Origin of the sequence: Stutzerimonas stutzeri (genome assembly GCF_000952685.1) — a bacterium.
GTDB lineage: Bacteria > Pseudomonadota > Gammaproteobacteria > Pseudomonadales > Pseudomonadaceae > Stutzerimonas > Stutzerimonas stutzeri_E.
Genome location: NZ_JYHV01000019.1, coordinates 84439 through 106336 on the forward strand (window position 1 = coordinate 84439; position 21898 = coordinate 106336).

At 61.2% G+C, this 21898-nt stretch carries 18 protein-coding genes; 11 read left to right on the forward strand and 7 right to left on the reverse strand.

Annotated elements, in window-relative coordinates; translation table 11 throughout:
* Positions 1–29: 29 nt before the first annotated feature.
* Positions 30–1757: an autotransporter assembly complex protein TamA gene (locus UF78_RS11675; protein ID WP_080890611.1), complete on the reverse strand. Its 1728-nt coding sequence runs from the start codon at positions 1755–1757 to the stop codon at positions 30–32.
* Between the two features lie 145 nt (positions 1758–1902).
* Positions 1903–2541, reverse strand: coding sequence for a GNAT family N-acetyltransferase (locus UF78_RS11680; RefSeq protein WP_045162394.1), 639 nt, complete (start codon positions 2539–2541; stop codon positions 1903–1905).
* A 164-nt stretch (positions 2542–2705) separates the two neighbouring features.
* Here UF78_RS11680 and xthA point away from each other — a divergent pair, with 164 nt between their 5' ends.
* The 10 genes from xthA to xylB all read left to right on the forward strand — a co-directional run bounded on the left by xthA (position 2706) and on the right by xylB (position 14776).
* Positions 2706–3518, forward strand: coding sequence for an exodeoxyribonuclease III (gene xthA / locus UF78_RS11685; protein WP_045162395.1), 813 nt, complete (start codon positions 2706–2708; stop codon positions 3516–3518).
* 149 nt (positions 3519–3667) lie between these two features.
* A complete protein-coding gene (locus tag UF78_RS11690) occupies positions 3668–5044 on the forward strand; it encodes a substrate-binding domain-containing protein (RefSeq protein WP_045162396.1) in 1377 nt (458 codons plus the stop codon).
* A 108-nt stretch (positions 5045–5152) separates the two neighbouring features.
* Positions 5153–6088, forward strand: coding sequence for a carbohydrate kinase family protein (locus tag UF78_RS11695; protein ID WP_045162397.1), 936 nt, complete (start codon positions 5153–5155; stop codon positions 6086–6088).
* A 64-nt stretch (positions 6089–6152) separates the two neighbouring features.
* Positions 6153–7058 carry an AraC family transcriptional regulator gene (locus UF78_RS11700; RefSeq protein ID WP_045162398.1) on the forward strand — a complete coding sequence of 302 codons (906 nt, stop codon included), beginning with the start codon at positions 6153–6155 and terminating at the stop codon, positions 7056–7058.
* Between the two features lie 300 nt (positions 7059–7358).
* Complete coding sequence (locus UF78_RS11705) at positions 7359–8666, forward strand: ABC transporter substrate-binding protein (RefSeq protein WP_045162399.1); 1308 nt, start codon at positions 7359–7361, stop codon at positions 8664–8666.
* A gap of 61 nt (positions 8667–8727) precedes the next feature.
* Positions 8728–9663, forward strand: a complete 936-nt coding sequence (locus UF78_RS11710; RefSeq protein ID WP_045162400.1) for a carbohydrate ABC transporter permease — start codon at positions 8728–8730, stop codon at positions 9661–9663.
* 10 nt (positions 9664–9673) lie between these two features.
* Positions 9674–10507, forward strand: coding sequence for a carbohydrate ABC transporter permease (locus tag UF78_RS11715; protein ID WP_045162401.1), 834 nt, complete (start codon positions 9674–9676; stop codon positions 10505–10507).
* A 49-nt stretch (positions 10508–10556) separates the two neighbouring features.
* Positions 10557–11660 (forward strand): ABC transporter ATP-binding protein, encoded by a 1104-nt coding sequence (locus tag UF78_RS11720; protein WP_045162402.1) that lies wholly within the window; start codon positions 10557–10559, stop codon positions 11658–11660.
* 102 nt (positions 11661–11762) lie between these two features.
* The gene (locus UF78_RS11725; protein WP_045162403.1) at positions 11763–13241 is read left to right on the forward strand and encodes a mannitol dehydrogenase family protein; all 1479 of its coding nucleotides are present in this window, start codon (positions 11763–11765) and stop codon (positions 13239–13241) included.
* An 11-nt stretch (positions 13242–13252) separates the two neighbouring features.
* Positions 13253–14776: a xylulokinase gene (gene xylB / locus UF78_RS11730; RefSeq protein ID WP_045162404.1), complete on the forward strand. Its 1524-nt coding sequence runs from the start codon at positions 13253–13255 to the stop codon at positions 14774–14776.
* A gap of 122 nt (positions 14777–14898) precedes the next feature.
* Here the strand turns inward: xylB and UF78_RS11735 are convergent, their stop codons facing one another.
* On the reverse strand, positions 14899–16125 hold the full coding sequence (locus UF78_RS11735) for an acyl-CoA dehydrogenase (RefSeq protein WP_045162405.1): 1227 nt from the start codon (positions 16123–16125) through the stop codon (positions 14899–14901).
* Between the two features lie 141 nt (positions 16126–16266).
* Between UF78_RS11735 and UF78_RS11740 the strand changes: the two genes are divergently transcribed.
* Entirely contained in the window at positions 16267–17181 is a 915-nt protein-coding gene (locus UF78_RS11740) for a LysR family transcriptional regulator (RefSeq protein ID WP_045162406.1), read from the forward strand.
* A 36-nt stretch (positions 17182–17217) separates the two neighbouring features.
* Here the strand turns inward: UF78_RS11740 and UF78_RS11745 are convergent, their stop codons facing one another.
* The 4 genes from UF78_RS11745 to UF78_RS11760 form a co-directional block, all read right to left on the reverse strand.
* Positions 17218–18237, reverse strand: coding sequence for a LacI family DNA-binding transcriptional regulator (locus UF78_RS11745; RefSeq protein ID WP_045162407.1), 1020 nt, complete (start codon positions 18235–18237; stop codon positions 17218–17220).
* A gap of 67 nt (positions 18238–18304) precedes the next feature.
* Positions 18305–19321 carry a TRAP transporter substrate-binding protein gene (locus UF78_RS11750; protein WP_045162408.1) on the reverse strand — a complete coding sequence of 339 codons (1017 nt, stop codon included), beginning with the start codon at positions 19319–19321 and terminating at the stop codon, positions 18305–18307.
* Positions 19322–19379: 58 nt separating this feature from the next.
* Positions 19380–20657, reverse strand: coding sequence for a TRAP transporter large permease (locus UF78_RS11755; protein ID WP_045162409.1), 1278 nt, complete (start codon positions 20655–20657; stop codon positions 19380–19382).
* Between the two features lie 44 nt (positions 20658–20701).
* Entirely contained in the window at positions 20702–21790 is a 1089-nt protein-coding gene (locus UF78_RS11760; RefSeq protein ID WP_045162428.1) for a gluconokinase, GntK/IdnK-type, read from the reverse strand.
* Positions 21791–21898: the final 108 nt, after the last annotated feature.

Here is a 21898-nt window from a genome sequence, read left to right on the forward strand (position 1 = left end):
CGCCCAACGAATGACTCGTGCCGTAGACTTCAAAGTTCCGGCCCCATGGAAAAATGCAGCCGCACGCCCCCCTCGTCATCGAGTGGGTGCGCCAGATCGACGCGGATCGGCCCGACCGGCGAAACCCAGCGAACGCCGAGCCCGACGCTGCTTTTCAGCGATGGCAGCTCCAAGGAGTTGAACGCGTTGCCCTGGTCGACGAAGGTCGCGACCCGCCACTTGTCCGTCAGCGAGTACTGGTATTCGGCACTGACCGCCAACTGGTAGCGCCCGCCAATCTTGTCGCCATCGGAGTTGGTCGGCGACAAGCTCTGATAGTCATAGCCACGTACGCTCTGATCCCCACCGGCGAAATAGCGCAGCGATGGCGGTACCTTGGTGTATTCGTTGGTCCAGTTTCCGCCGACCTGAACACGGCCCAAGAAACGATGGCGTTCGGCGAGGGTGATCAAACCCTTGACCGTCGTGTTCGCATGGATCAGATCCGCATCGGACAGCAGCCCCTCCTTGGCCGCGGCCAACTCGAATTCCAGACGGTAGCCGCGGCTGGGATCGATGCGGTTGTCGCTGCGCAAATAACTGTAGGCGACGCCCGGCATCAGCAGCGTGCTGACGCCAGAATCGTCCCCGAGCTCGTACTGTTCGTGTCGCCATTTCAGTGCCCAGACCCGCTTCCACCCACTGGGCAGCTTACGGTGCCACTCGGGGCCGACCGTCAGCAGCCGACTCTGGCTATCCCTGTCGGCCAGCTCTTCGAACTGATAACCGGCGGCATAGCGCAACTTGTCGGTCAGCGGCGGATCCAGCGGCACGTCGTACCAGAGTCCGATATTTTGCCGCGGCGCCGAGAGTTCCGTTTCGAGCCCGTAGCTATGACCCTGCGGATTGACCCAATGACGCAGAAAATCCAGACGCATGCGTGGGCCCACATCGGTGGAAAATCCAAGCCCGAGCCCAAGTGTTCTGGGGTCGCGCGTGGTCAGCTGCACCGCAACAGGAATGCGCTGTTGCTCAGCATTGGCTGGATTGGCATCGACTCGCACCCCTTCGAAGTAACCACTGGATTGCATCGCCTGATTCAAATCAGCGACCAGTTCCGAGTCGTAAGGCGTACCGGCTTCGAATGGCACCATGCGGGCCAGCAGATCCGGATCAAAGGGAGAATCTCCCTCGAAGCGCACATCGCCCAACAGGTAGCGTGGGCCGCTCTCGAATACCAGTTCGACGTCGGCGGCGTTCACAGCGGGATCGATGGCAAGGCGCTGGGTTTTGAAGCGGCCATCGAAGAAACCGTAGCGTGAAGCCTGGTTGAGGATCTGCTGCTTCACCTCCTCGTACTGGCCATGGTTGAGCACCTCCCCGCTCTTGAGCGTTTTGCGAGGCACGCGGAAGGTGCGCAAATCGGCGGCCGGCCCGTCCACACGTACGGTGATGCTGCGCAGTCGAACCGGCTCGCCGGGCTGGATACGTAACCTCAGCTGCGGGTTCTCGCCACCACTGACCTGAGATTCGATCTTGCCGCTGTAATACCCCAGGGCCTGGAGTGCTTTTTCCGCCTGCTCCTGGGCGATGCGGCTATAACGCAGCAGTTCCGCCTCGTTACGATCGCCCAGATCGCCAATGTAGCTTTCGACGTTTTCACGCAGTGCACGGTTCGAGGGCTCGACGCTGACGTCGAGCTCCGCGGCGCAGAGACCGGTAGAAACGAACAGGGCAAAGCCGGTCGGAAGGATTCGACTCATGGAGAATAAGCGCATGGCGAGCGATGCTAGCACGACGCGCGCCGAAGCTCGGGGTTGGCATCGAGGCGTATGGCACGGCACGTACAGCGTCAGGCAGGGCATTGGAAAACTTCATCGGACATCCATTAGTTGGACTTTGGACGACCAGCAAAATTCGCGGTCAACCGCTATTGGCTTCAACCTGACGCGGCGCTGGATGGAAAAACACATGTTCGACCACCGGCCCGATGGCCACCTGGCCAAGCTCTTGATAGCCCTGCCGTTCGTAAAAGTGCAGGTAACGAGGATTCCCGGTATCGATCACCAATCCCTGCGAGGTGGTGTCGGCGGCGCACCAGTTGTGCAATGCCTCGAGAAGCTGCTCGCCATAGTGTTGCCCTTGATACTGCGGGTGGACGGCCATCATCGGTAATACATGGAAGGTGCCCGGCGGCAGGCAGCCCAACACCGCGGCGTGGTAATCGAGATAGCGTCGGGTGCAGCGAAAGCCGGCAGTCAACAACATACGCATGCGCCATGCCCAGCTTTCGGTGATGTCGAGGCGCCGCTGCGGCGGCGCGATCAGCGCGACGGCGATCAGCCGATCGTCTACCAGCAAACCTAGCGAAGGCTGGTCCTGTAGAAGGTGTTGATTCACCAACTCACGTACCGTTGCGCGCACTCGTTGGTCGTAGCCCGGCCGATCGGACTCGAACAGGTACGCAAAGGTGGGTTCGTGTCGATAGGCGTTGTACAGGAGCGAGCGAGCTTCCCTGGCGTAACCACTGTCCAGCATTCGTACTTCGGCGGGCATCGGCATGGCGGTTCTCTTTGATCTTTATTGTTGTAGAGCCTGAACTCACGTTAGCACCGGCATCGCTGCCGTGCTGCATCTAGGCGTGTTTATAGCCGGCTCTACTGATACGGCTCGCAGCGGGCCGCTCGAAACGATTAGAATCTCGGTTTTGCCGGGGCCTGAACCAAATGAAAATTGTATCCTTCAATATCAATGGGTTACGCGCAAGACCTCACCAACTGGCTGCACTGATCGACAAGCATCGGCCGGACGTTATCGGCCTGCAGGAAACAAAGGTGGACGATGAGCAGTTCCCCCAGGCCGAGATCGAAGCCCTCGGCTATCACGTCCACTTTCACGGTCAGAAAGGGCACTACGGCGTCGCATTGCTCTCTCGCAACGCGCCTCTGGAAATCCATAAGGGCTTTCCTGGCGATGGCGAGGAGTCGCAGAAGCGCTTCATCTGGGGTCGCTTCGCCGATGGCGATGGCCAACCGGTCACTGTCATGAACGGCTATTTTCCGCAGGGAGAAAGCCGCATCCATCCCACTAAGTTTCCCGCCAAAACCAAGTTCTACGCGGACCTGCAAGCATTGCTGGAAGAGCGTTTCACTCCCGATCAGTCCGTTGCCGTGATGGGCGACTTCAATATTTCGCCGGAAGATTGCGACATCGGCATCGGTGAAGTGAACGCCAAGCGCTGGCTGCGCACAGGCAAGTGCAGCTTCCTGCCGGAAGAGCGCGAATGGCTGGCACGCTTGAAGAACTGGGGCCTGCAGGACAGCTTCCGTACGCTCAATCCCGAGGTTGCCGATCGTTTCAGCTGGTTCGACTACCGCAGCCGTGGGTTCGAGGACGATCCCCGCCGAGGACTGCGTATCGACCTGATTCTGACGACCACCGGCCTGCATGAGCGCGTCATTGATTGTGGCGTCGATTACGACATCCGCGGCATGGAGAAACCTTCCGACCATTGCCCGGTCTGGATCGAACTGAAGTGACAGCCTTGACTGGACTCGATGCGCGGTGCATCGAGTCGGGCGACTGAAACTGCCAAGCATTGCTCATATCGGCAAGTTCGCGACCGGCCGTCACATAACGGCAAACAAAGCTTCTTAATCTCCCCGCTTCTTTGAAAGGGAGTCGCTGCATGGCATTTTCTGCGTCCGCACGCACTACAGGGAAACGGGTGCTGCGCTTAGCGTTTCTCGGCCTGCTCAGCATCGGGCCGATGTCAGCGAGCGAAGCTGCCATGCCGGCGCCGCCTGTGAACGACAGTCCGGTCTTGCGCATACAAGGGTCGAACACCGTCGGCGCGAAGCTCGCCCCGATGTTGATCGCCGGGTTCTTCGAAGCGCAGGGGCTGACGGCCGTACGGATTGCTCCGGCTGGGCGCGAGAACGAGCAGCGCGTCAGTGGCACCGACGATTCCGGTCGTACAGTCCACGCGCTGGTTGCGGCCCACGGGACAGGAACCGGATTCGCCGGGCTGAAGGACGGCTCCGCCGATCTCGCGGCCGCCTCACGACCGATCAAGGACAGTGAATTCGATAGCCTTGCCACGCTGGGTAATTTACGTAGTGCAGAGGCCGAACAGATCATCGCCATCGATGGACTGGCGATCATCGTTCACCCGGGCAACCGGGTCGCTTCACTCAGCGTCCAGCAGGTCGCCAGGCTTTTTGCCGGCGAGGTCCGCAACTGGCGCGAGCTGGGCGGCGACAATCTAGCAGTCGAACTGCATGCACGCGATGATCAGTCCGGTACCTATGACACCTTCAAGGAGTTGGTGCTTGCCAGGCAGAGCAAGACGCTGGCCGGAAGTGCCGCACGCTACGAGTCCAACGACCAACTGTCGAACACGGTCAGCACCCGTCCCGGCGCAATCGGATTTGTCGGTCTCGCCTCGGTCGGCCGTTCAAAAGCTCTGGCGATAGCCGACGGCAACTCACAGCCGATGTTGCCCTCCACGGCGCTGGTCGCAACCGAAGATTATCCATTGTCGCGTCGCCTGTTCTTCTATGCCGATCCGGGTCGGCAGTCGGAGTGGACCCGCGCCTACCTCGACTTCGTCCACAGCGCCGCTGGCCAAGCCATCGTTGCGCAATCCGGCTACATCGCACAGGCGATTACCGCGATCAAACTGCCAGCGCAGACGGACATGCCTCCGCCCTACCAGGCCCTGGCCAATACAGCGCAGCGACTGACCGTCAACTTTCGCTTCGACGAAGGCAGTGCGCGCCTGGACAACAAGGCTCAGCGCGATATCGGTCGCCTGATCGATTATCTGCGAGGCACGGACAAAATAATGAACGCAGCGGTGCTGGTGGGCTTCGGTGACGCGAAAGGCGACCCGACACGCACCGCTCTTCTGTCCAAACTGCGGGCGATGGCGGTCCGTCGCGAGCTTTCCCGTGGAGGCATACTCGTAAGGGATATCAACGGGTTAGGCGACCAACTTCCGGTGGCGTCGAACAGTGAGAGCGGCCGCATCAAGAACCGGCGGGTCGAAGTGTGGGTGTACTGAACCGCCAACCACCAGTGCAAAATCGTATTGGCGGAAAGCCTGTGTCGTACTGTCACACGGCACGTACCGCGACTAAGCTCTGAGGATTTACGGCATCGGAAATATCCTATGTACCTGGTCTGTGGCGAAGCCCTGTTCGACGTATTTGCGACGCCCTCGGGCACTCGTAACAACCGCTTGAATCTAGAGGCGGTCGCCGGCGGGTCTCCCTTCAACGTTGCCGTCGGGCTGGCCAGGTTGGGAACGCCCTGCGCACTGTTCACCGGCATATCCAGCGATCACCTGGGCCAGCAGCTGCGCCAGGTGCTCGAAGAGGAAGGTGTTGATTGCCGTTATCTGGCGGCTTTCGATGCGCCCACCACCCTCGCGATGGTCGCACTCGGGGCCGGCGGCGTGCCGGTCTACAGTTTCCGTGGCGAAGGCTGCGCCGACCGCTTACCACGCGATGAGCATCTCGCCCCGCTTGGCGAGGATATCCGTGGCATTCATGTCGGCTCCTATTCGCTGGTGACCGCGCCGATCGCCGACACTTTGCTGGCGCTGGTACGCCGCGAAAGCAGCAATCGTCTGATTTCCCTGGACCCGAATATCCGCCTCAATGTCGAACCGGACGTGCTGCGCTGGCGCGAGCGGGTCGAGGCCTTTGCCGAGCACGCACACCTGATTAAGGTTAGCGATGAAGATCTGGCGCTGCTTTATCCCGGCGAAGCACCTGACGTTATCGCCCAGCGGTGGCTGCAAGGAAGCTGCGAATTGGTGCTGCTGACCCGCGGTGGCGCAGGCGCGCAGCTGTTCAGTCGGCATCATGGCGCGCTGTATGCGGCGGCCAGAACCGTCACGGTGCGCGACACCGTGGGTGCCGGCGATACCTTTCAAGCGGCGTTGCTGAGCTACCTCCACGAGCAGGGCCTGAATTCCCCAGGCGCATTGGCGGACATAGAGTCTGGTCAGTTGGAAGCGATGTTGAGTTTCGCGATGCAGGCGGCATCGATCACCTGCTCCAGACGTGGTCCCGAGCTGCCTTACCGATACGAAATCATCTGACCGGTTGGCCGTAGCTTCACGAACGTCTATAAACCCAGAGGACTTTTAGGACGACGGAACCTGCATGAAAGCGCTGAAGATCACCGACCCATCCTATGAGCTGATGGATGACCACCACGGCAACTCGCTGATCTACCGTGAACATGGTTTCCCCTGCCCGCTGGTGCGCTGGCACAACCACAAGGAATACGAACTGCACCTGATCGTCGCCAGCTCCGGCAAGGTCTTCGTCGGCGACTACGTTGGCAACTTCGCTCCGGACAGCCTGTTTCTGACCGGCCCGCACCTGCCGCACAACTGGATCAGCCAGGTCGAGGAAGGCGAAGTGGTGACCAAGCGCGACATGCTGGTCAATTTCACCGATGAGCTGTTCGAGGCAGGCCATAACGTTTTCTCCGAGCTGCGCGGCTTCACACCGATGCTCGAACGCTCTCGCTACGGGATCGAGTTCCGCTGCCCGCAGACCATCACCCAGGCGCGCCAGCTGATGCAGCAGATCGCTGACAGCCGCGGCGCCACCCGCCTCGGCTACTTTCTGATCATGCTCGAACTGCTCGCCCGCTGTGACGACTATCAGCTGCTGTCCGGCGCGACGTCGGCACAACTGAGCGACGAACACCATGCCGACCGCACCAACATGGCGGTCAATTACATCTTCGATAACTACATGCGCGAACTGCCGCTTGAAGAGGTGGCCAGCCACCTCGGTATGAAGCCCACCTACTTTTCGCGCTTCTTCAAGCGCGCGACCGGCCGGTGCTACGTCGAATTCGTCAACAGCCTGCGCATCAGTAAGTCCTGCGAGCTACTGTTGGATCAGGACAAGCCGGTCACCGACGTCTGCTTCGAGTCGGGCTTCAACAACCTGTCCAACTTCAATCGCCGCTTCCAGCAGCTAAAAGGCATGACGCCGTCGTGCTATCGCCGTCTGGTCGAGCAGCGCCTCACCGAGCAGAACCTGGCCAGCTGATACGCATCCGGCCGCTGCCACCCATCGTGCACCCGCGCTCCGACTCGTTCGAAGGCCCCCGACCGAACTCGGAAAACCCTCGCGCTTGAGCGGCTGGCGCGACTCAATCTTGCGTCTATCCAGGCAACAAGAACGCTCAAACTCAGTGCAAAAAAGTATTGTTCGAAGTGTAGTCAGGGCTTTGTCGCCCGCACACTACCGGCGTTGTAATGCTCGCGAGCCGCCCGTAGCGCAGTACGCGGGCAACAACAAAAACAATAAGCGACTTCCACCGCTCTGCCGTGGAAGAGGAGTTCAAGAATGAAGATTTCACACTTGCTGCTCGGCACGGCCTGCATCGCCTCGTTCGGCATGGCCCAGGCCGCCGAAACCGTGACCGTCGCGACGGTCAACAACGCGGACATGATCCGCATGCAGCGCCTGTCCAAGACCTTCGAAGAAAAGAACCCCGACATCAAGCTCAATTGGGTGGTGCTGGAAGAAAACGTCCTGCGCCAACGCCTGACCACCGATATCGCTACTGACGGCGGCCAGTTCGATGTGCTGACCATCGGCATGTACGAAGCGTCGCTCTGGGGCGACAAGGGTTGGCTTGCACCGATGAGCGATCTGCCCGACGACTACGACCTCGACGATGTCTTTCCCTCGGTGCGCGAAGGTCTTTCGGTCGATGGCACCCTGTACGCCCTGCCGTTCTATGCCGAAAGCTCGATGACCTACTACCGCACCGATCTGTTCAAGCAGGCAGGCCTGGAGATGCCCGAGCATCCCACCTGGGCGCAGATGGCGGAGTTCGCCGAGAAGCTGCACAAGCCGGGAGAAGACCAATACGGCATCTGCCTGCGCGGCAAGGCTGGCTGGGGCGAGAACATGGCGCTGGTGACCACTGTGGCCAATTCATTCGGCGCGCGCTGGTTCGATGAGAAGTGGCAACCCGAATTCAACGGTCCGGAGTGGACCAAGGCGGCCAAGTTCTACGTCGATACGCTGAGCAAATACGGCCCGCCGGGTGCCTCCAGCAACGGATTCAACGAAAACCTGGCACTGTTCAACAGCGGCAAGTGCGCCATGTGGGTCGATGCGACGGTTGCCGGCTCCTTCGTCACCGACGCATCGCAAAGCAAGGTCGCCGACAAGGTCGGCTTCGCCTTCGCGCCGCAGCAGGAGACTGACAAGGGCTCGGCCTGGCTGTATTCATGGGCATTGGCGATTCCGACCAGTTCGCAGCAGAAAGACGCCGCCAAGACCTTCGCCGCCTGGGCCACCTCGAAAGACTATGCCAAGCTCGTCGCCGAAACCGATGGTGTCGCCAACGTACCGCCGGGCACCCGCGAATCGACCTACAGCGACGAATACATGGCCGCTGCGCCCTTTGCCCAGATCACCCTGGAGTCGCTGAAACAGGCTGATCCCGCCTCGCCGTCGACCAAGCCGGTGCCCTATGTCGGCATCCAGCTGGTGACCATTCCAGAGTTCCAGGCCATCGGTACCCAGGTCGGCAAGATGTTCTCCGCCGCGCTGACCGGCCAGATGCCGGTCGAGCAGATGCTCACCGCGGTCCAGCAGTCCACCGCCCGTGAGATGAAGCGCGCCGGCTATCCCAAGTAGGCACTCCATCGGACAGGGCTCGCCTGAGCCCTTATGGCCTTCTTTCATCCGGAGCACGCCCATGGCCACCACTACCACAGCCTTGCCCAAGGTCCCCGTCACCGACACGGCGAACGAGCGCAAGCCACGACGGTTCGGACCCAGCTGGTTCCTCGTCAGTCCGTCCGTTGCGCTTCTGCTGCTGTGGATGCTGGTGCCGCTGGCGATGACCATCTACTTCTCGACGATTCGCTACAACCTGCTCTATCCCGGCGAAAACGACTTCGTCGGGCTGGAGAACTTCGAGTATTTCCTGACCGACGCCGGCTTCATGCCCGGCATGGTCAACACGCTGATTCTGGTCGGCAGCGTGCTGCTGATCAGCGTGGTCCTCGGCGTGCTGATTTCCGCCCTGCTGGAAGCAGCGGACTTTGCCGGTCGCGGCATCGTGCGCGTCATGCTGATTTCGCCGTTCTTCATCATGCCCACGGTGAGCGCCCTGGTTTGGAAGAACCTGATCTACCATCCAGTCTCCGGAATTCTCGCCGCCGTCTGGAAATTCTTCGGCGCGCAGCCGGTGGACTGGCTGGCCCAGCACCCGCTGGCGTCGATCGTAATCATCGTCTCCTGGCAATGGTTGCCCTTCGCGATCCTGATCCTGATGACGGCCATGCAGTCCCTCGACCAGGAGCAGAAGGAAGCCGCCCGCCTCGATGGCGCTGGCCCGATCGCCATCTTCTGGCACCTGACCCTGCCGCACCTGGCGCGACCGATCGCGGTGGTGGTGATGATCGAGACGATCTTCCTGCTGTCGGTGTTCGCCGAAATCTTCACTACCACCAGCGGTGGTCCCGGCTACGCATCGACCAACCTTGCCTACCTGATCTACAACCAGGCGCTGCTGCAATTCGACGTCGGCATGGCCTCGGCCGGCGGCCTGATCGCAGTGCTGATCGCCAATATCGCGGCGATCATCCTGGTGCGGATGCTCGGCAAGAATCTCACCGAAAAATACTGAGGACAGACCGATGCTGACGCTCAAACAAAGTCGCCGCCTCAATACCCTGGTGGTCGGGTTGCTGGCCTGGGCCGTGGCGCTGCTGCTGTTCTTCCCGATTTTCTGGATGCTGCTGACCAGCTTCAAGACCGAGATCGACGCCTTCGCGACGCCGCCGCAGTTCATTTTCACCCCGACGCTGGAGAACTACCTGCACATCCAGGACCGCAGCGGCTACTTCAAGTACGCCTGGAACTCGGTAACCATCTCCTTCGGCGCAACCGCGCTCGGGATGCTGATCGCGGTCCCTGCGGCCTATTCGATGGCCTTCTACGAGACCAAGCGGACCAAGGGCACGCTGCTCTGGATGCTCTCCACCAAGATGCTGCCGCCAGTGGGCGTGCTGGTGCCGATCTACCTGCTGGCCAAGCAGTTTGGCCTGCTCGACAGCCGTACGGTGCTGATCATTATCTACACGCTGATCAACCTGCCGATCCTGGTCTGGATGATTTACACCTACTTCAAGGACATCCCGCGCGACATCCTCGAAGCGGCGCGAATGGACGGCGCCACCTTGATGCAGGAAATGGTTCGCGTGCTGCTGCCGATCAGCAAGGGCGGACTCGCTTCGACCATGCTGCTGTCGCTGATCCTATGTTGGAACGAGGCCTTCTGGTCGCTGAACCTGACCTCCTCGAACGCCGCCCCGCTGACCGCGTTGATCGCCTCCTACTCCAGTCCAGAAGGGCTGTTCTGGGCCAAGCTCTCGGCCGTCTCCACCCTCGCCTGCGCGCCCATCCTGATATTCGGCTGGATCAGCCAGAAGCAGCTGGTTCGCGGCCTGTCGTTCGGCGCCGTGAAATAGCTCGCCGCCTCGGTATTAACAAGATCGACAAGAATAAAAGGATTCGAACATGGCAGACCTTAAAGTCCACAACCTGAAGAAAAGCTTCGACGGCAACGACATCATCAAGGGCATCGACCTGGATATTCGCGACCGTGAATTCGTCGTCTTCGTCGGCCCATCCGGCTGCGGCAAATCCACCCTGCTGCGCCTGATTGCGGGGTTGGAAGAAGTCAGCAGCGGCAAGATCGAACTCGACGGCCGCGACATCACCGATCTCAGCCCGGCCAAGCGCGACCTGGCCATGGTTTTTCAGACCTACGCGCTGTATCCGCACATGACGGTTCGCAAGAACATGTCTTTCGCCCTCGACCTTGCCGGTGCGGACAAGCAGGAGGTGGCACACAAGATCGAAGCAGCGGCCCGCACGCTCGAACTCGAGCCGCTACTTGAACGCAAACCGCGTCAGCTCTCTGGCGGCCAGCGCCAACGCGTCGCCATCGGCCGCGCCATCGTGCGCAACCCCAAGGTGTTCCTCTTCGACGAACCACTGTCGAACCTCGATGCGGCATTGCGTGTGCAGATGCGCCTGGAGCTCTCGCGCCTGCATCAGGAACTGCAGGCGACGATGATCTACGTCACCCATGACCAGGTCGAAGCCATGACCCTGGCCGACAAGGTCGTGGTACTCAACGGTGGCCGCATCGAGCAGGTCGGTTCGCCCATGGAGCTCTACCACCACCCCGCCAACCTGTTCGTCGCGGGCTTTCTCGGCACGCCGAAGATGGGTTTTCTCAAAGGCAAGGTCAGTCGTGTCGATGCAACTGGCTGCGAAGTCGAGCTAGACGCCAACTGCAAGTTGTTCCTGCCGCTGGGCGGCGCGACGCTGACTGCGGGCGATCCGGTCACGCTCGGCATTCGACCGGAGCACCTCAATCGCAGCACCGATGGCAGCTGCCAGTTGGAAGTGAAAGCTGACGTCAGTGAGCGGCTGGGTAGCGATACCTATTGCCACGTCATCAGCCAGGCCGGCGAACCGCTCACCATGCGAATCCGCGGCGATTTCACGCCACGCTACGGCGAGTCGTTACAGCTGACGCTGGACGCCGCTCACTGCCATCTGTTCGACAGCAGCGGGCTGGCGGTCGGTCAGCCATTACAACAGGCCGCCTGAGTTTCCGCTCCTGCCCGAACCAGGTTGCTGGCGCGTCGCTGTTGACCAGTCGCAGCGAGTCACGCCTTCGTTTTTTTGAATTCACGCCCCGCGAGGCCTGATATGAAGTTGAAACGACAGAATCTGCCACAGCTGCCGGCATCCATCGTCCGGCCTTCTTATGACCTGCAGTCCGTGCGTACTGGCATCGCCCACATCGGTGTTGGCGGTTTCCACCGTGCCCACGAGGCGGCCTACACCGACGCCCTGATGAACACGGGCGAAGGCCTCGACTGGGGCATCTGCGGTATCGGCACCCGAGCGGGCGAGATCACCATGCGCAACGCTCTAGCATCGCAGGATTACCTCTACACCCTGGTCGAGCTGGATGACCGGCCGGACACCGAGGTGCGGGTGATGGGCAGCATCCGCGACATGCTGCTGGTGACCGAGGATGGCTCCGAAGCGGTAGTCACCCGGCTGGCCGACCCGGCCATTCGCATCGTCTCGCTGACCATCACCGAAGGCGGCTACTGCATGGATGACAGCACAGGCCAGTTCAACGCCGCACTGCCGCAAATTCAGCATGACCTCGCTCATCCGCGCGCGCCGATCAGCGTATTCGGGCTACTCTGCGCCGCGTTGGCCAAACGTCGCAGCGAAGGCAGCGGGCCGTTTACCGTGATGTCCTGCGACAACCTGCCGCACAATGGCGATGTCACCCGCAAGGCGACCCTGGCCTTCGCCAACCTGATCGATGCCGAGCTGGCAGGCTGGATAGAAGGCAACGTCAGCTTTCCCAACGCCATGGTCGACCGGATTACACCGATGACCAGCGTCGCGCATCGCAAGGATCTCAGGCAGCAGCACGGTGTCGACGACGCCTGGCCGGTGGTCTGTGAGCCCTTCGTGCAATGGGTGCTAGAAGACAAGTTCGTTGCCGGACGTCCGGCCTGGGAAAAGGTCGGCGTGCAGTTCACCGACGATGTCACGCCCTATGAGGAGATGAAGATCAAGCTGCTCAACGGTAGCCACCTGGCGTTGACCTACCTGGGCTTCTTGCGCGGCTACCGCTTCGTCCACGAGACCATGGCCGATCCGTTGTTCGTCGAGTACATCCGTCGCTACATGGACGATGACGTCACGCCGCAGCTGGCGCCCGTGCCTGGCATCGACCTGACCGAGTACAAGCAGACCCTGATCGAGCGCTTCTCCAATTGCGCCATCGCCGATCAGCTGGAGCGCGTCTGTTCCGACGGCTCATCGAAATTTCCCAAGTTCACGGTACCGACCATCAACCGTCTGATCGCCGACGGCGCAGAGCTGGACCGCGCCGCGCTGGTGGTGGCCGCCTGGGCCATGTACTTGCGGGGCGTCGACGAGAACGGTGACCGCTATCGGATTCCCGATCCGCGAGCCGAGTTCTGCCAGGCGCTGGTGGAAGAGGACGAGGGCCTCGCCGAACGATTGCTCGGGCGCGAAGAGATCTTCGGCGCGCAGATTCCCCGGTCCATGGCGTTCCGCGACGCCTTCGAGCGCAACCTGTTGCGGCTGCGTACGCTCGGCGTGAGCGGCACGCTAGATCTCCTGCTGACACGCTGACGGAGGCCACCATGTTTCTCGGCATCGATTGCGGAACCCAGGGCACCAAGGCGCTGCTGCTCGATGCCACCAGCGGCCGCGTCTTGGGCCAGGGCTCAGCCAGTCATGAGCTGATCAGTGGCCCCAATGGCCGCCGCGAACAGCGCACCGAACAGTGGACCTGCGCCTTCGAAACGGCCACCGCCGCGGCCTTGAGCGAGGCCGGCGTACAGGGCGGTGCGATATTGGGCATCGGCGTTTCCGGCCAGCAACACGGCCTGGTCACGCTCGACGCACAGGGTGCGGTGCTTCGCCCGGCCAAGCTCTGGTGCGACACGGAATCAGCGGCTGAAAATCAACGGCTACTTGACTGGCTGGGCGGCGAAAGCGGATCGCTACAGCGCCTCGGTGTTGCCATTGCGCCGGGCTACACCGTTTCCAAGCTCCTCTGGATGAAAGAACAGCATCCGCAACTGTTCGAACGCATCGCGCATACCCTGCTGCCCCACGATTATCTCAACTACTGGCTCACGGGCCGCTGCTGCAGCGAATACGGCGACGCCTCCGGAACCGGCTACTTCAACGTGCGCAGCCGGGAATGGGACTTCGAGATCCTGCGGCATATCGATCCAAGCGGTCGCATCGCGGCAGCGCTACCGGAGCTGATCGAGCCAGACCAGCCCGTCGGCCGGCTGCGCCCAGAGCTGGCGAAGTGCCTGGGCTTGAACCCACACGCCATCGTATCGAGCGGCGGTGGTGACAACATGATGGGCGCGATCGGCACCGGCAATATCAGCACCGGCGCGATCACCATGAGCCTCGGCACGTCCGGCACGTTGTACGCCTATACTGACCAGCCACGTATCAGCCCGCAGCCCTCGGTCGCAACCTTTTGCAGCTCGAGCGGTGGCTGGCTGCCGCTGATCTGCACCATGAACCTGACCAATGCCAATGGTGCCGTTCGCGACCTGCTGCAACTGGATCTCGAGCAGTTCAATGCTTTGCTGGCCCAGGCGCCGATCGGTGCTGAAGGCGTCTGCATGTTGCCGTTTCTCAACGGCGAGCGGGTTCCCGCCCTGCCGCACGCCACAGCCAGCCTGCACGGGTTGACCAGCGACAATCTCACCCGCCCCAACCTGTGCCGCGCTGTGGTCGAAAGCGTGAGCTTCGGCCTGCGCTACGGTCTGGACCTGCTGCGTGATAGCGGTGTTCGCAGCGAACGGATCCAGCTGATCGGTGGCGGTGCGAAGAATCCGCTATGGCGGCAGATGATCGCCGACATGATGGCGACTCCGGTGGTCTGCACCACCTATAGCGAAGCCGCCGCGCTGGGCGGTGCCATTCAGGCCGCCTGGTGTCATGCGCGGCAAAGCGATCCACAGGCGAGTCTTGACGAGCTGTGTGAGCGTTGCGTCAGCTTCGACGAAACAACCGCTGTCGAACCCCGCGCCGAGGCCGTGGAGGCCTACGAGCGGGTCTATCGACGCTACCGAGAGCTGATCGTCGCCACCTATGGTCGGCACACCCCACCGGACCTGGTGACGGTCGCCCCCTGAGGCGTGCCAGGCTGCGACGTGGGACGCCATACTCAGTCGCCTGCTATCAACGAAGCGGTCAGGCAAAAAAAAGGCAAAGCCACCGAATGTGGCTTTGCCTTTTGAACAACAACGAGCCGGAATCAGCGGCTACGCAGCATTTCCCGCGGGAAGTACTTACCCAACTCGTGCTTGGCAATCGATGCGCGATGCACTTCGTCCGGGCCGTCAGCCAGGCGCAGGGTGCGCTGCATCGCCCACCAGTGCGCCAGCGGGAAGTCTTCGGAAACACCCGCACCACCATGGATCTGAATGGCGCGGTCGATGACCTTCAGCGCGACGTTAGGTGCGACCACCTTGATCTGAGCGATCTCGCTGGCGGCAATCTTGTTGCCCACGGTATCCATCATGTACGCCGCATTGAGTGTCAGCAGGCGTGCCATGTTGATTTCGATGCGGCATTCGGCGATGTGGTCGAAGTTCGCCCCCAAGCGCGCCAGCGGCTTGCCGAAAGCAGTACGGTTCACCGATCGCTCGCACATCAGCTTCAGCGCGCGCTCAGCGACACCGACGGAACGCATGCAGTGATGGATACGGCCTGGGCCAAGGCGACCCTGGGCGATCTCGAAGCCACGACCTTCACCGAGCAGCACGTTCTCGTACGGCACCCGCACGTTTTCCAACAACACTTCGGCGTGGCCGTGCGGCGCGTCGTCGTAGCCAAAAACCGGCAGTGGACGCAGCACCTTCAGGCCAGGCGCGTCCATCGGTACGAGGATCATCGAATGCTGCTGGTGGCGCGGTGCATCCGGGTTGGTGAGGCCCATGAAGATCATGATCTTGCAGCGTGGATCGCAGGCACCGGACGTCCACCATTTACGACCATTGATAACCCACTCGTCACCCTCGCGAACCGCACGAGCCTCCATGTTGGTGGCATCGGAAGACGCCACACCTGGTTCAGTCATGCCGAAGGCGGAGCGGATTTCCCCACGCAGCAGTGGCTCAAGCCATTGCTTCTTCTGCTCTTCACTGCCGTAGCGCACCAGCACTTCCATATTGCCGGTGTCCGGCGCCGAGCAGTTGAATGCCTCCGGGCCGAGACCTGAGCTGCCCATGATCTCGGCAAGCGGTGCGTATTCGGTGTTGGTCAGGCCGGCACCGAGCTCGGACTCTGGCAAGAACAGGTTCCATAGCCCTTCGGCTTTGGCTTTGGCCTTGAGTTCTTCGACAATCGCGGTGGGCTGCCAGCGGTCTCCCTCGCTCACCTGTTGGTAGAAGATCTTTTCAGCAGGATAGACATGGGCATCCATGAACGCCTGGACGCGCTCACGCAGCTCTTGAACCTTGGGGGAATAGGCGAAATTCATGGCGACCTTCTGCACGTAATGTTTTGTAGTTTTGAATGCTAGAGGACACTCAGTGATTTATCTAAGCTATTTTCCTCGTGTATAAACATTCATCACCGATATATGATCGGCCAATTCCGATATACGCCAGAGAGCACAACAATGAACCTGAACAAGGTCGATCTGAATCTATTCATTGTCTTCGACGCCATCTACACCGAGGCCAACCTGACCCGCGCCGGGCAGATCGTAGGCATCACCCAGCCGGCCGTCTCCAATGCCCTGGCACGGTTGCGCGAGACCTTCAACGACCCGCTGTTCGTGCGTACCGCCCAAGGCATGGTGCCGACCCCGATGGCACAGAACATCATCGGGCCGGTGCGTAACGCATTGCAGTTACTGCGGGTGTCGGTGCAGGAAAGCCGTACCTTCAATCCGCTACAGGCAAACAAGACTTTCCGCATCAGCATGACCGACCTTACCGAGGCCGTGGTACTGCCACCGTTGTTCCAGCGGCTGCGACGGCTGGCGCCGAATGTGAAGATCGAAAGCATGCTGGCCAAGCGCCGCGAAACCACCAAAGAGTTAGCCGCCGGCCGCCTGGATTTCGCCATGGACGCGCCGCTCAATACCGACCCACAGGTTCGCCACGTCAAGCTGTTGGAAGACCGCTACGTATGCGCCATGCGCCGTGGCCATCCAATGGCGAAGGACAAGCTCAGCGTCGAGGAATACCTGTCGCTGTCGCACATCCACATCTCCAGCCGGCGCAGCGGTCTGGGCATGGTCGATCTGGCCCTGGGGAAGATGGGCCAGCAGCGCAAGATCGCCCTGCGCTCACAGCACTACATGATGGCTACTCAGGTGATTCAGCAGACCGACATGGCGGTCACCGTGCCAGAGCGTTTCGCCCGTCGTCACGATCTACATCAGATCCCGTTGCCGGTGGACATTCCGCCATTGGAGACGCACATCTACTGGCACGAAAGCACCGATCAGGACCCCGCCAACCGCTGGATGCGCGAACAGATGATCGAGATCGCTCAGCAGGTCACCGCGGCACAGCAAGCCGAGTAGCAATACGGCCGGCAGGCCCCCTTGCCGGCTCTCCAACTACACACTTTCGCGCATCACCACTTCGAATCCGACGTCGATCCGCCGTTGCGACGGAGTTTCGCCACGCATGAGGCTCAACAGCATCTGCCCGGCCAGCTTGCCAATTTCGCCACGAATGGTTCGCACCGTCGTCAGAGCCGGATGCATCCAGGCGGCCGCTGGCAGGTCGTTGAAGCCTGCGATCGCCAGTCGTTGCGGGACGGCAAGCTGCAGCTGACGCGCACGGAACAGCGCGCCCAGCGCCAAATCGTCATTGTTGAAGAAAATCGCATCGATCTGAGGATGCTGCGCCAGCAGTCGGTCCAGCAATTGCGCGCCCAAACCAATGGAGGAAACCTCAGGCGTCAGCAATTCCAACGCGGCGGCGTAGCGCGACGCGTCGCGCATGGCCTGCCGATACCCTTCGGCGCGTTGCAGCGTGCGGGGGTCGAGCTGAGCGGCAGCGAAAGCGATATTGCGGTAGCCGCGTTCGAGCAGCTTGCGGGTCATTTCCGCACCCGCCTCGTACTGTGAGAAGCCGACGCAGTAGTCTTCCTCCGCATCACTCAGCTCCATCAGGGTAACGATCGGGCTGTTGTAACTGCCGAGCACTTCGCGCGCGGCGTCACTGCGTTCGAATCCGGTGACCAACAGTCCGGCCGGCTGATGCGCCAGATAGGCGCGTAGCAGACGCTCATCTTCTTCGGGGTGGTAATGGCTGACACCGATCATCAGCTCATAGCCAGCCGGCATCAGCACACGCTGAATGGCCTCGACCGTATCGACGAACACCGCGTTCGATAGCGATGGGATGATCACCGCGACCAGATTCGACCGGGCGCTGGCAAGGTTGCGCGCGGCGGTATGCGGCACGTAACCCAGTGTCTTGACCGCTGCCATCACGCGCTCGCGCAAGGCGTCCGACACCCGTTCGGGTTGCGACAGCGCACGTGAGGCGGACATCAGCGAACAGCCTGCGCTGCGGGCAACATCGGAGAGCGTGGCCCGTTCCAGAGAACGACGACGGCGAGAACTCATAGCGGCATCCAGCGACCAAGGACGGGAATTCTATAACGGGACGGCGCCCCCGCAGGGGCGCGGCCGCTCACTTCGGCGCTTTGGCAATTTCCGCCTGGACTTCGTTGAACAAGGGCTCGCCCACCGTGTCGACCACGGTCTGAATCGCTGGCTTGGCCTTCTCGCGCATGCGCTGAATCTCTTCAGGGCTGACCTTGTTGATTTCCATGCCCTGCTCCTTGATTTTGGCCAAGGCTTCTTGCGCTTCGGCACGGGTGTCCGCACGCTCCGAATCGCGTGATTTCTTCGCGGCGTCCATGATGATCTTCTGCTCGGTCTCGGACAGGCCATCCCACCAGCGCTTGGACGCCGTGACGATCCATGGGCTGTAGACGTGATTGGTCACGCTCAGATACTTCTGCACTTCGTAGAATTTCGAAGAGAGGATGGTGTTGTAGGGGTTTTCCTGGCCGTCTACCGCCTTGGTTTCCAGCGCCGTAAACAGCTCAGAGAACGGCAGAGGCACCGCATTGGCGCCCATCTGTTTGAAGGTGTCAATGAACACCGGGTTAGGCATCACGCGCAACTTGATGCCGTTGAAGTCTTCCATCTTCTCGACCGGGCGCACGTTGTTGGTCAAGTTACGAAAGCCGTTCTCCCAGTAAACGAGGCCGACCAGGCCCTTGGCTTCCAGCGCATCCATGACCTTCTGACCCACGGGGCCGTCCAGCACGTAGTCCGCCTGCTTTTCACTTTCAAACAGGAAAGGTGTATCCCACACGGCCATTTCCTTGGCGATACCAACCAGGGTCGCCGTCGAGCCGACCATCATTTCCTGCGCCCCGCCCATCAGCGCGTTCTGCATTTGATCGTCCGAGCCCAAACTGGCGGAGCCGAAGGTGCGGACCTTGAGCTTGTTGTCCGACGCCTTGGCGATCTCTTCGGCGAGTACCTTGGCCGCGCGCCCCTGGTTACTGTCCTCATTGAGACCGTAGCCGAAGCGGATCATCCGCGGACGGATATCGTCGGCCGCCTGTGCGGTAACAGCGCTGATGGCACTGCCAAGGGTGGTAGCGGCCAGGGCCGCGATCAGAAAACGTTTCATGCTGACGTACCTTTTGTTGTTGTGGAGGATTGGGTGAAGCGATTGTTGTTTTGACCGATTACCTGAGCCACTGCAGCGGCACGGTGATGATCGACGGCACCGCGACCAGCAGTGCGACGATAACGAGGTAAATGGCGAAGAACGGAGTCACACCACGGACCAGGGTTTCCATGCGTAGCCGCCCGATTCCGCCGACGACGTTGAGCACCGTACCGACTGGTGGTGTAATCAAGCCGATCGAGCCGATCAGCACGAACATCACGCCGAAATACACAGGATCGATGCCCGCCTTGACCGCAATGGGCGCAAGTACCGGACCGAGAATCAGGATCGTCGGGGTCAGGTCGAGCACCATGCCGATCGCGATCATCAGCACCATGATGGCAACCATGAGCAGTTTCGGATCCTCGGCCAAAGGCCCGAGCATGGCGGCAATCTCGTCTGGCAACTGGGCGAGCGTAATCATGTAGGCGGAAACGATCGCGGCTGCGCAAAGGAACATGACCGAAGCCGTGGTGCGGCTGGCGCGGGTCAGCACTTCTATCACTCCGCTCCAGCTCAGCTCGCGGTACAGCAGCGTCGACACCAGCAACGCATAGACCGCAGCCACAACAGCCGCTTCGGTAGGCGTGAACAGGCCAAAACGCAAGCCACCGACAATGATCACCGGCAGCATCAACGCAGCCGAACCATCGACCAGAGCCTTGCGGCGCTCAGCTCCGCTGGCCTTCGCCTGTGGTGGCTCTTCGATCTTGCGCGCGATCAGGGTCCAGGCAATCACCAGCCCGGCGCCCATGATCAAGCCCGGCACCATACCGGCGAGAAACAACTGGCTGATCGAGGTGTTGGTCACCACGCCGTAGATCACGAACGGCATCGACGGTGGAATGATCGGCGCAATGATGCCGCCGGCCGCCACCAAGCCCGAGGACGAGCTCAACGGATAACCACGCTCGCGCATCATCGGCAACAGCAGCGTCGCCAGCGCGGCGGTGTCCGCCAACGCCGAGCCGGACATGCTCGCCAGCAGCACCGACGCGGCGATCGCCACGTAGCCGAGACCACCACGCTTATGGCCGAAATAAGCCTGCGCCATGTTGATGATGCGCCGGGAAATACCGCCGGCGTTCATCAGTTCGCCCGCAAGGATGAAGAACGGCACGGCCAGCAGCGGGAAGCTGTCAGCCCCGGCCTGCAGATTCTGCGCGAGCAGCTGCACATCCCAGAAATCCAGATACCACATCAGCACCGCGCCAGTGAGGATCAGCGCGAAGGCGATCGGCATACCGAAGGCCATGAAGCCAAATAATGACGAGAGAAAGACGACGACAGTCATGTACGGACCTCGGTTGGGCGTCTGCCCTTGTTGTTATCAGGAAATCAATCGGCCGTTACATTGGCTTCGGCGATATGCGCGGGCGGTTGTCGACGCCAGACGTTGATCAGCTGGAGCAAGGCCAGCACCGTCAGCGCGAGCATGCTAGCGGCGACCGGAACCATGGCGATCGCCAGCGGATAACCCACTACCGGGCTATTGATGTTCCAGCCGAACTGCATTTGGTGCCAGCCGCCCAGGGCGGCCATGCCGCTGGCGACGGCCACCATGATCCAGCTGATCGAATCCACGACACGGCGAAACAGCAAGGGAAAGCGGTCCCGGATCATGCTGAAGGCCATCAGCTCGCCTCGCCGCATGCTAGACGCGACGCCGACGAAAACCAGCCAGACGAAGGCCAGCCGGGACAGCTCTTCGGCACCGGTCCAGCCAGTGCCAAAGGCGTAGCGCAACACCACGCTGCTGAATACCACGATGACCATGAAGGCCAGCAACGCGGCCATCAGCCAGTCGGTAATGCGATCGAAGCCCTGGGCGACTCGTCCACTATAGATTGGCGGGCTGGTCAGCTCGGCACCTCGCACCGTCGACGTGTTAGCGCTATCAAGCGGAGCCGCCGAAAGCCCCTCACGCTCGCTGATCTCCAGACCCGGGCCTTGCTGCATCCAGCCAACGATTGCCTCCAGCACCCGCTCACGCGGCTGGCTGGCGTCAACTACAAGTACGCCCGGCTCACCTTCCGGTGATTCGAGAGTGGCGAACTGGCTGTCCACCAGCGAAATAGGCATGAAGTGCCCGGCACGCCCGCCAACACGCTGCACGGCGATGTCGTAGTCGATGGCTAGGTGAGCGAAACGCAGGCCGGGAACAGCATGGCGCAGCAAGTCACGATAGCGGCACTTGAGGGCGGAACAGGCCAGAACGAAACCAACGTCGTCATCAATGGCGCGCTGCATCTCGACCGTCAGCTTCTGCAACCACTCGACACGGTCAGCGTCCGACAGCGGTGTGCCGGCACGCATGCGTGCCACGTTTTCTTCGGGATGGAAATGGTCGGCTTCGATATGTCGAAAACCCAGTGCTTCGGCGACGGCGTGGCTGGTATCGGTCTTGCCCGAACCGCTGACGCCCATCACCACCAACGCTCGACAGGTCGCAGGAAAATCGCTGTTGGAGTGGGAATCCACTATCGGCTCTCCAGCAGCATCGAAGTGCTGCGTTATGATTGTTGAGCAGAATGG

What these genes read in the sequence shown, in the direction of transcription:
- UF78_RS11675 (WP_080890611.1), bottom strand. Translation starts at nt 1,757, where the DNA reads ATGCGCTTATTCTCCATGAGTCGAATCCTTCCGACCGGCTTTGCCCTG.
- UF78_RS11680 (WP_045162394.1), bottom strand. Translation starts at nt 2,541, where the DNA reads ATGCCGATGCCCGCCGAAGTACGAATGCTGGACAGTGGTTACGCCAGG.
- xthA (WP_045162395.1), top strand. Translation starts at nt 2,706, where the DNA reads ATGAAAATTGTATCCTTCAATATCAATGGGTTACGCGCAAGACCTCAC.
- UF78_RS11690 (WP_045162396.1), top strand. Translation starts at nt 3,668, where the DNA reads ATGGCATTTTCTGCGTCCGCACGCACTACAGGGAAACGGGTGCTGCGC.
- UF78_RS11695 (WP_045162397.1), top strand. Translation starts at nt 5,153, where the DNA reads ATGTACCTGGTCTGTGGCGAAGCCCTGTTCGACGTATTTGCGACGCCC.
- UF78_RS11700 (WP_045162398.1), top strand. Translation starts at nt 6,153, where the DNA reads ATGAAAGCGCTGAAGATCACCGACCCATCCTATGAGCTGATGGATGAC.
- UF78_RS11705 (WP_045162399.1), top strand. Translation starts at nt 7,359, where the DNA reads ATGAAGATTTCACACTTGCTGCTCGGCACGGCCTGCATCGCCTCGTTC.
- UF78_RS11710 (WP_045162400.1), top strand. Translation starts at nt 8,728, where the DNA reads ATGGCCACCACTACCACAGCCTTGCCCAAGGTCCCCGTCACCGACACG.
- UF78_RS11715 (WP_045162401.1), top strand. Translation starts at nt 9,674, where the DNA reads ATGCTGACGCTCAAACAAAGTCGCCGCCTCAATACCCTGGTGGTCGGG.
- UF78_RS11720 (WP_045162402.1), top strand. Translation starts at nt 10,557, where the DNA reads ATGGCAGACCTTAAAGTCCACAACCTGAAGAAAAGCTTCGACGGCAAC.
- UF78_RS11725 (WP_045162403.1), top strand. Translation starts at nt 11,763, where the DNA reads ATGAAGTTGAAACGACAGAATCTGCCACAGCTGCCGGCATCCATCGTC.
- xylB (WP_045162404.1), top strand. Translation starts at nt 13,253, where the DNA reads ATGTTTCTCGGCATCGATTGCGGAACCCAGGGCACCAAGGCGCTGCTG.
- UF78_RS11735 (WP_045162405.1), bottom strand. Translation starts at nt 16,125, where the DNA reads ATGAATTTCGCCTATTCCCCCAAGGTTCAAGAGCTGCGTGAGCGCGTC.
- UF78_RS11740 (WP_045162406.1), top strand. Translation starts at nt 16,267, where the DNA reads ATGAACCTGAACAAGGTCGATCTGAATCTATTCATTGTCTTCGACGCC.
- UF78_RS11745 (WP_045162407.1), bottom strand. Translation starts at nt 18,237, where the DNA reads ATGAGTTCTCGCCGTCGTCGTTCTCTGGAACGGGCCACGCTCTCCGAT.
- UF78_RS11750 (WP_045162408.1), bottom strand. Translation starts at nt 19,321, where the DNA reads ATGAAACGTTTTCTGATCGCGGCCCTGGCCGCTACCACCCTTGGCAGT.
- UF78_RS11755 (WP_045162409.1), bottom strand. Translation starts at nt 20,657, where the DNA reads ATGACTGTCGTCGTCTTTCTCTCGTCATTATTTGGCTTCATGGCCTTC.
- UF78_RS11760 (WP_045162428.1), bottom strand. Translation starts at nt 21,790, where the DNA reads ATGGGCGTCAGCGGTTCGGGCAAGACCGATACCAGCCACGCCGTCGCC.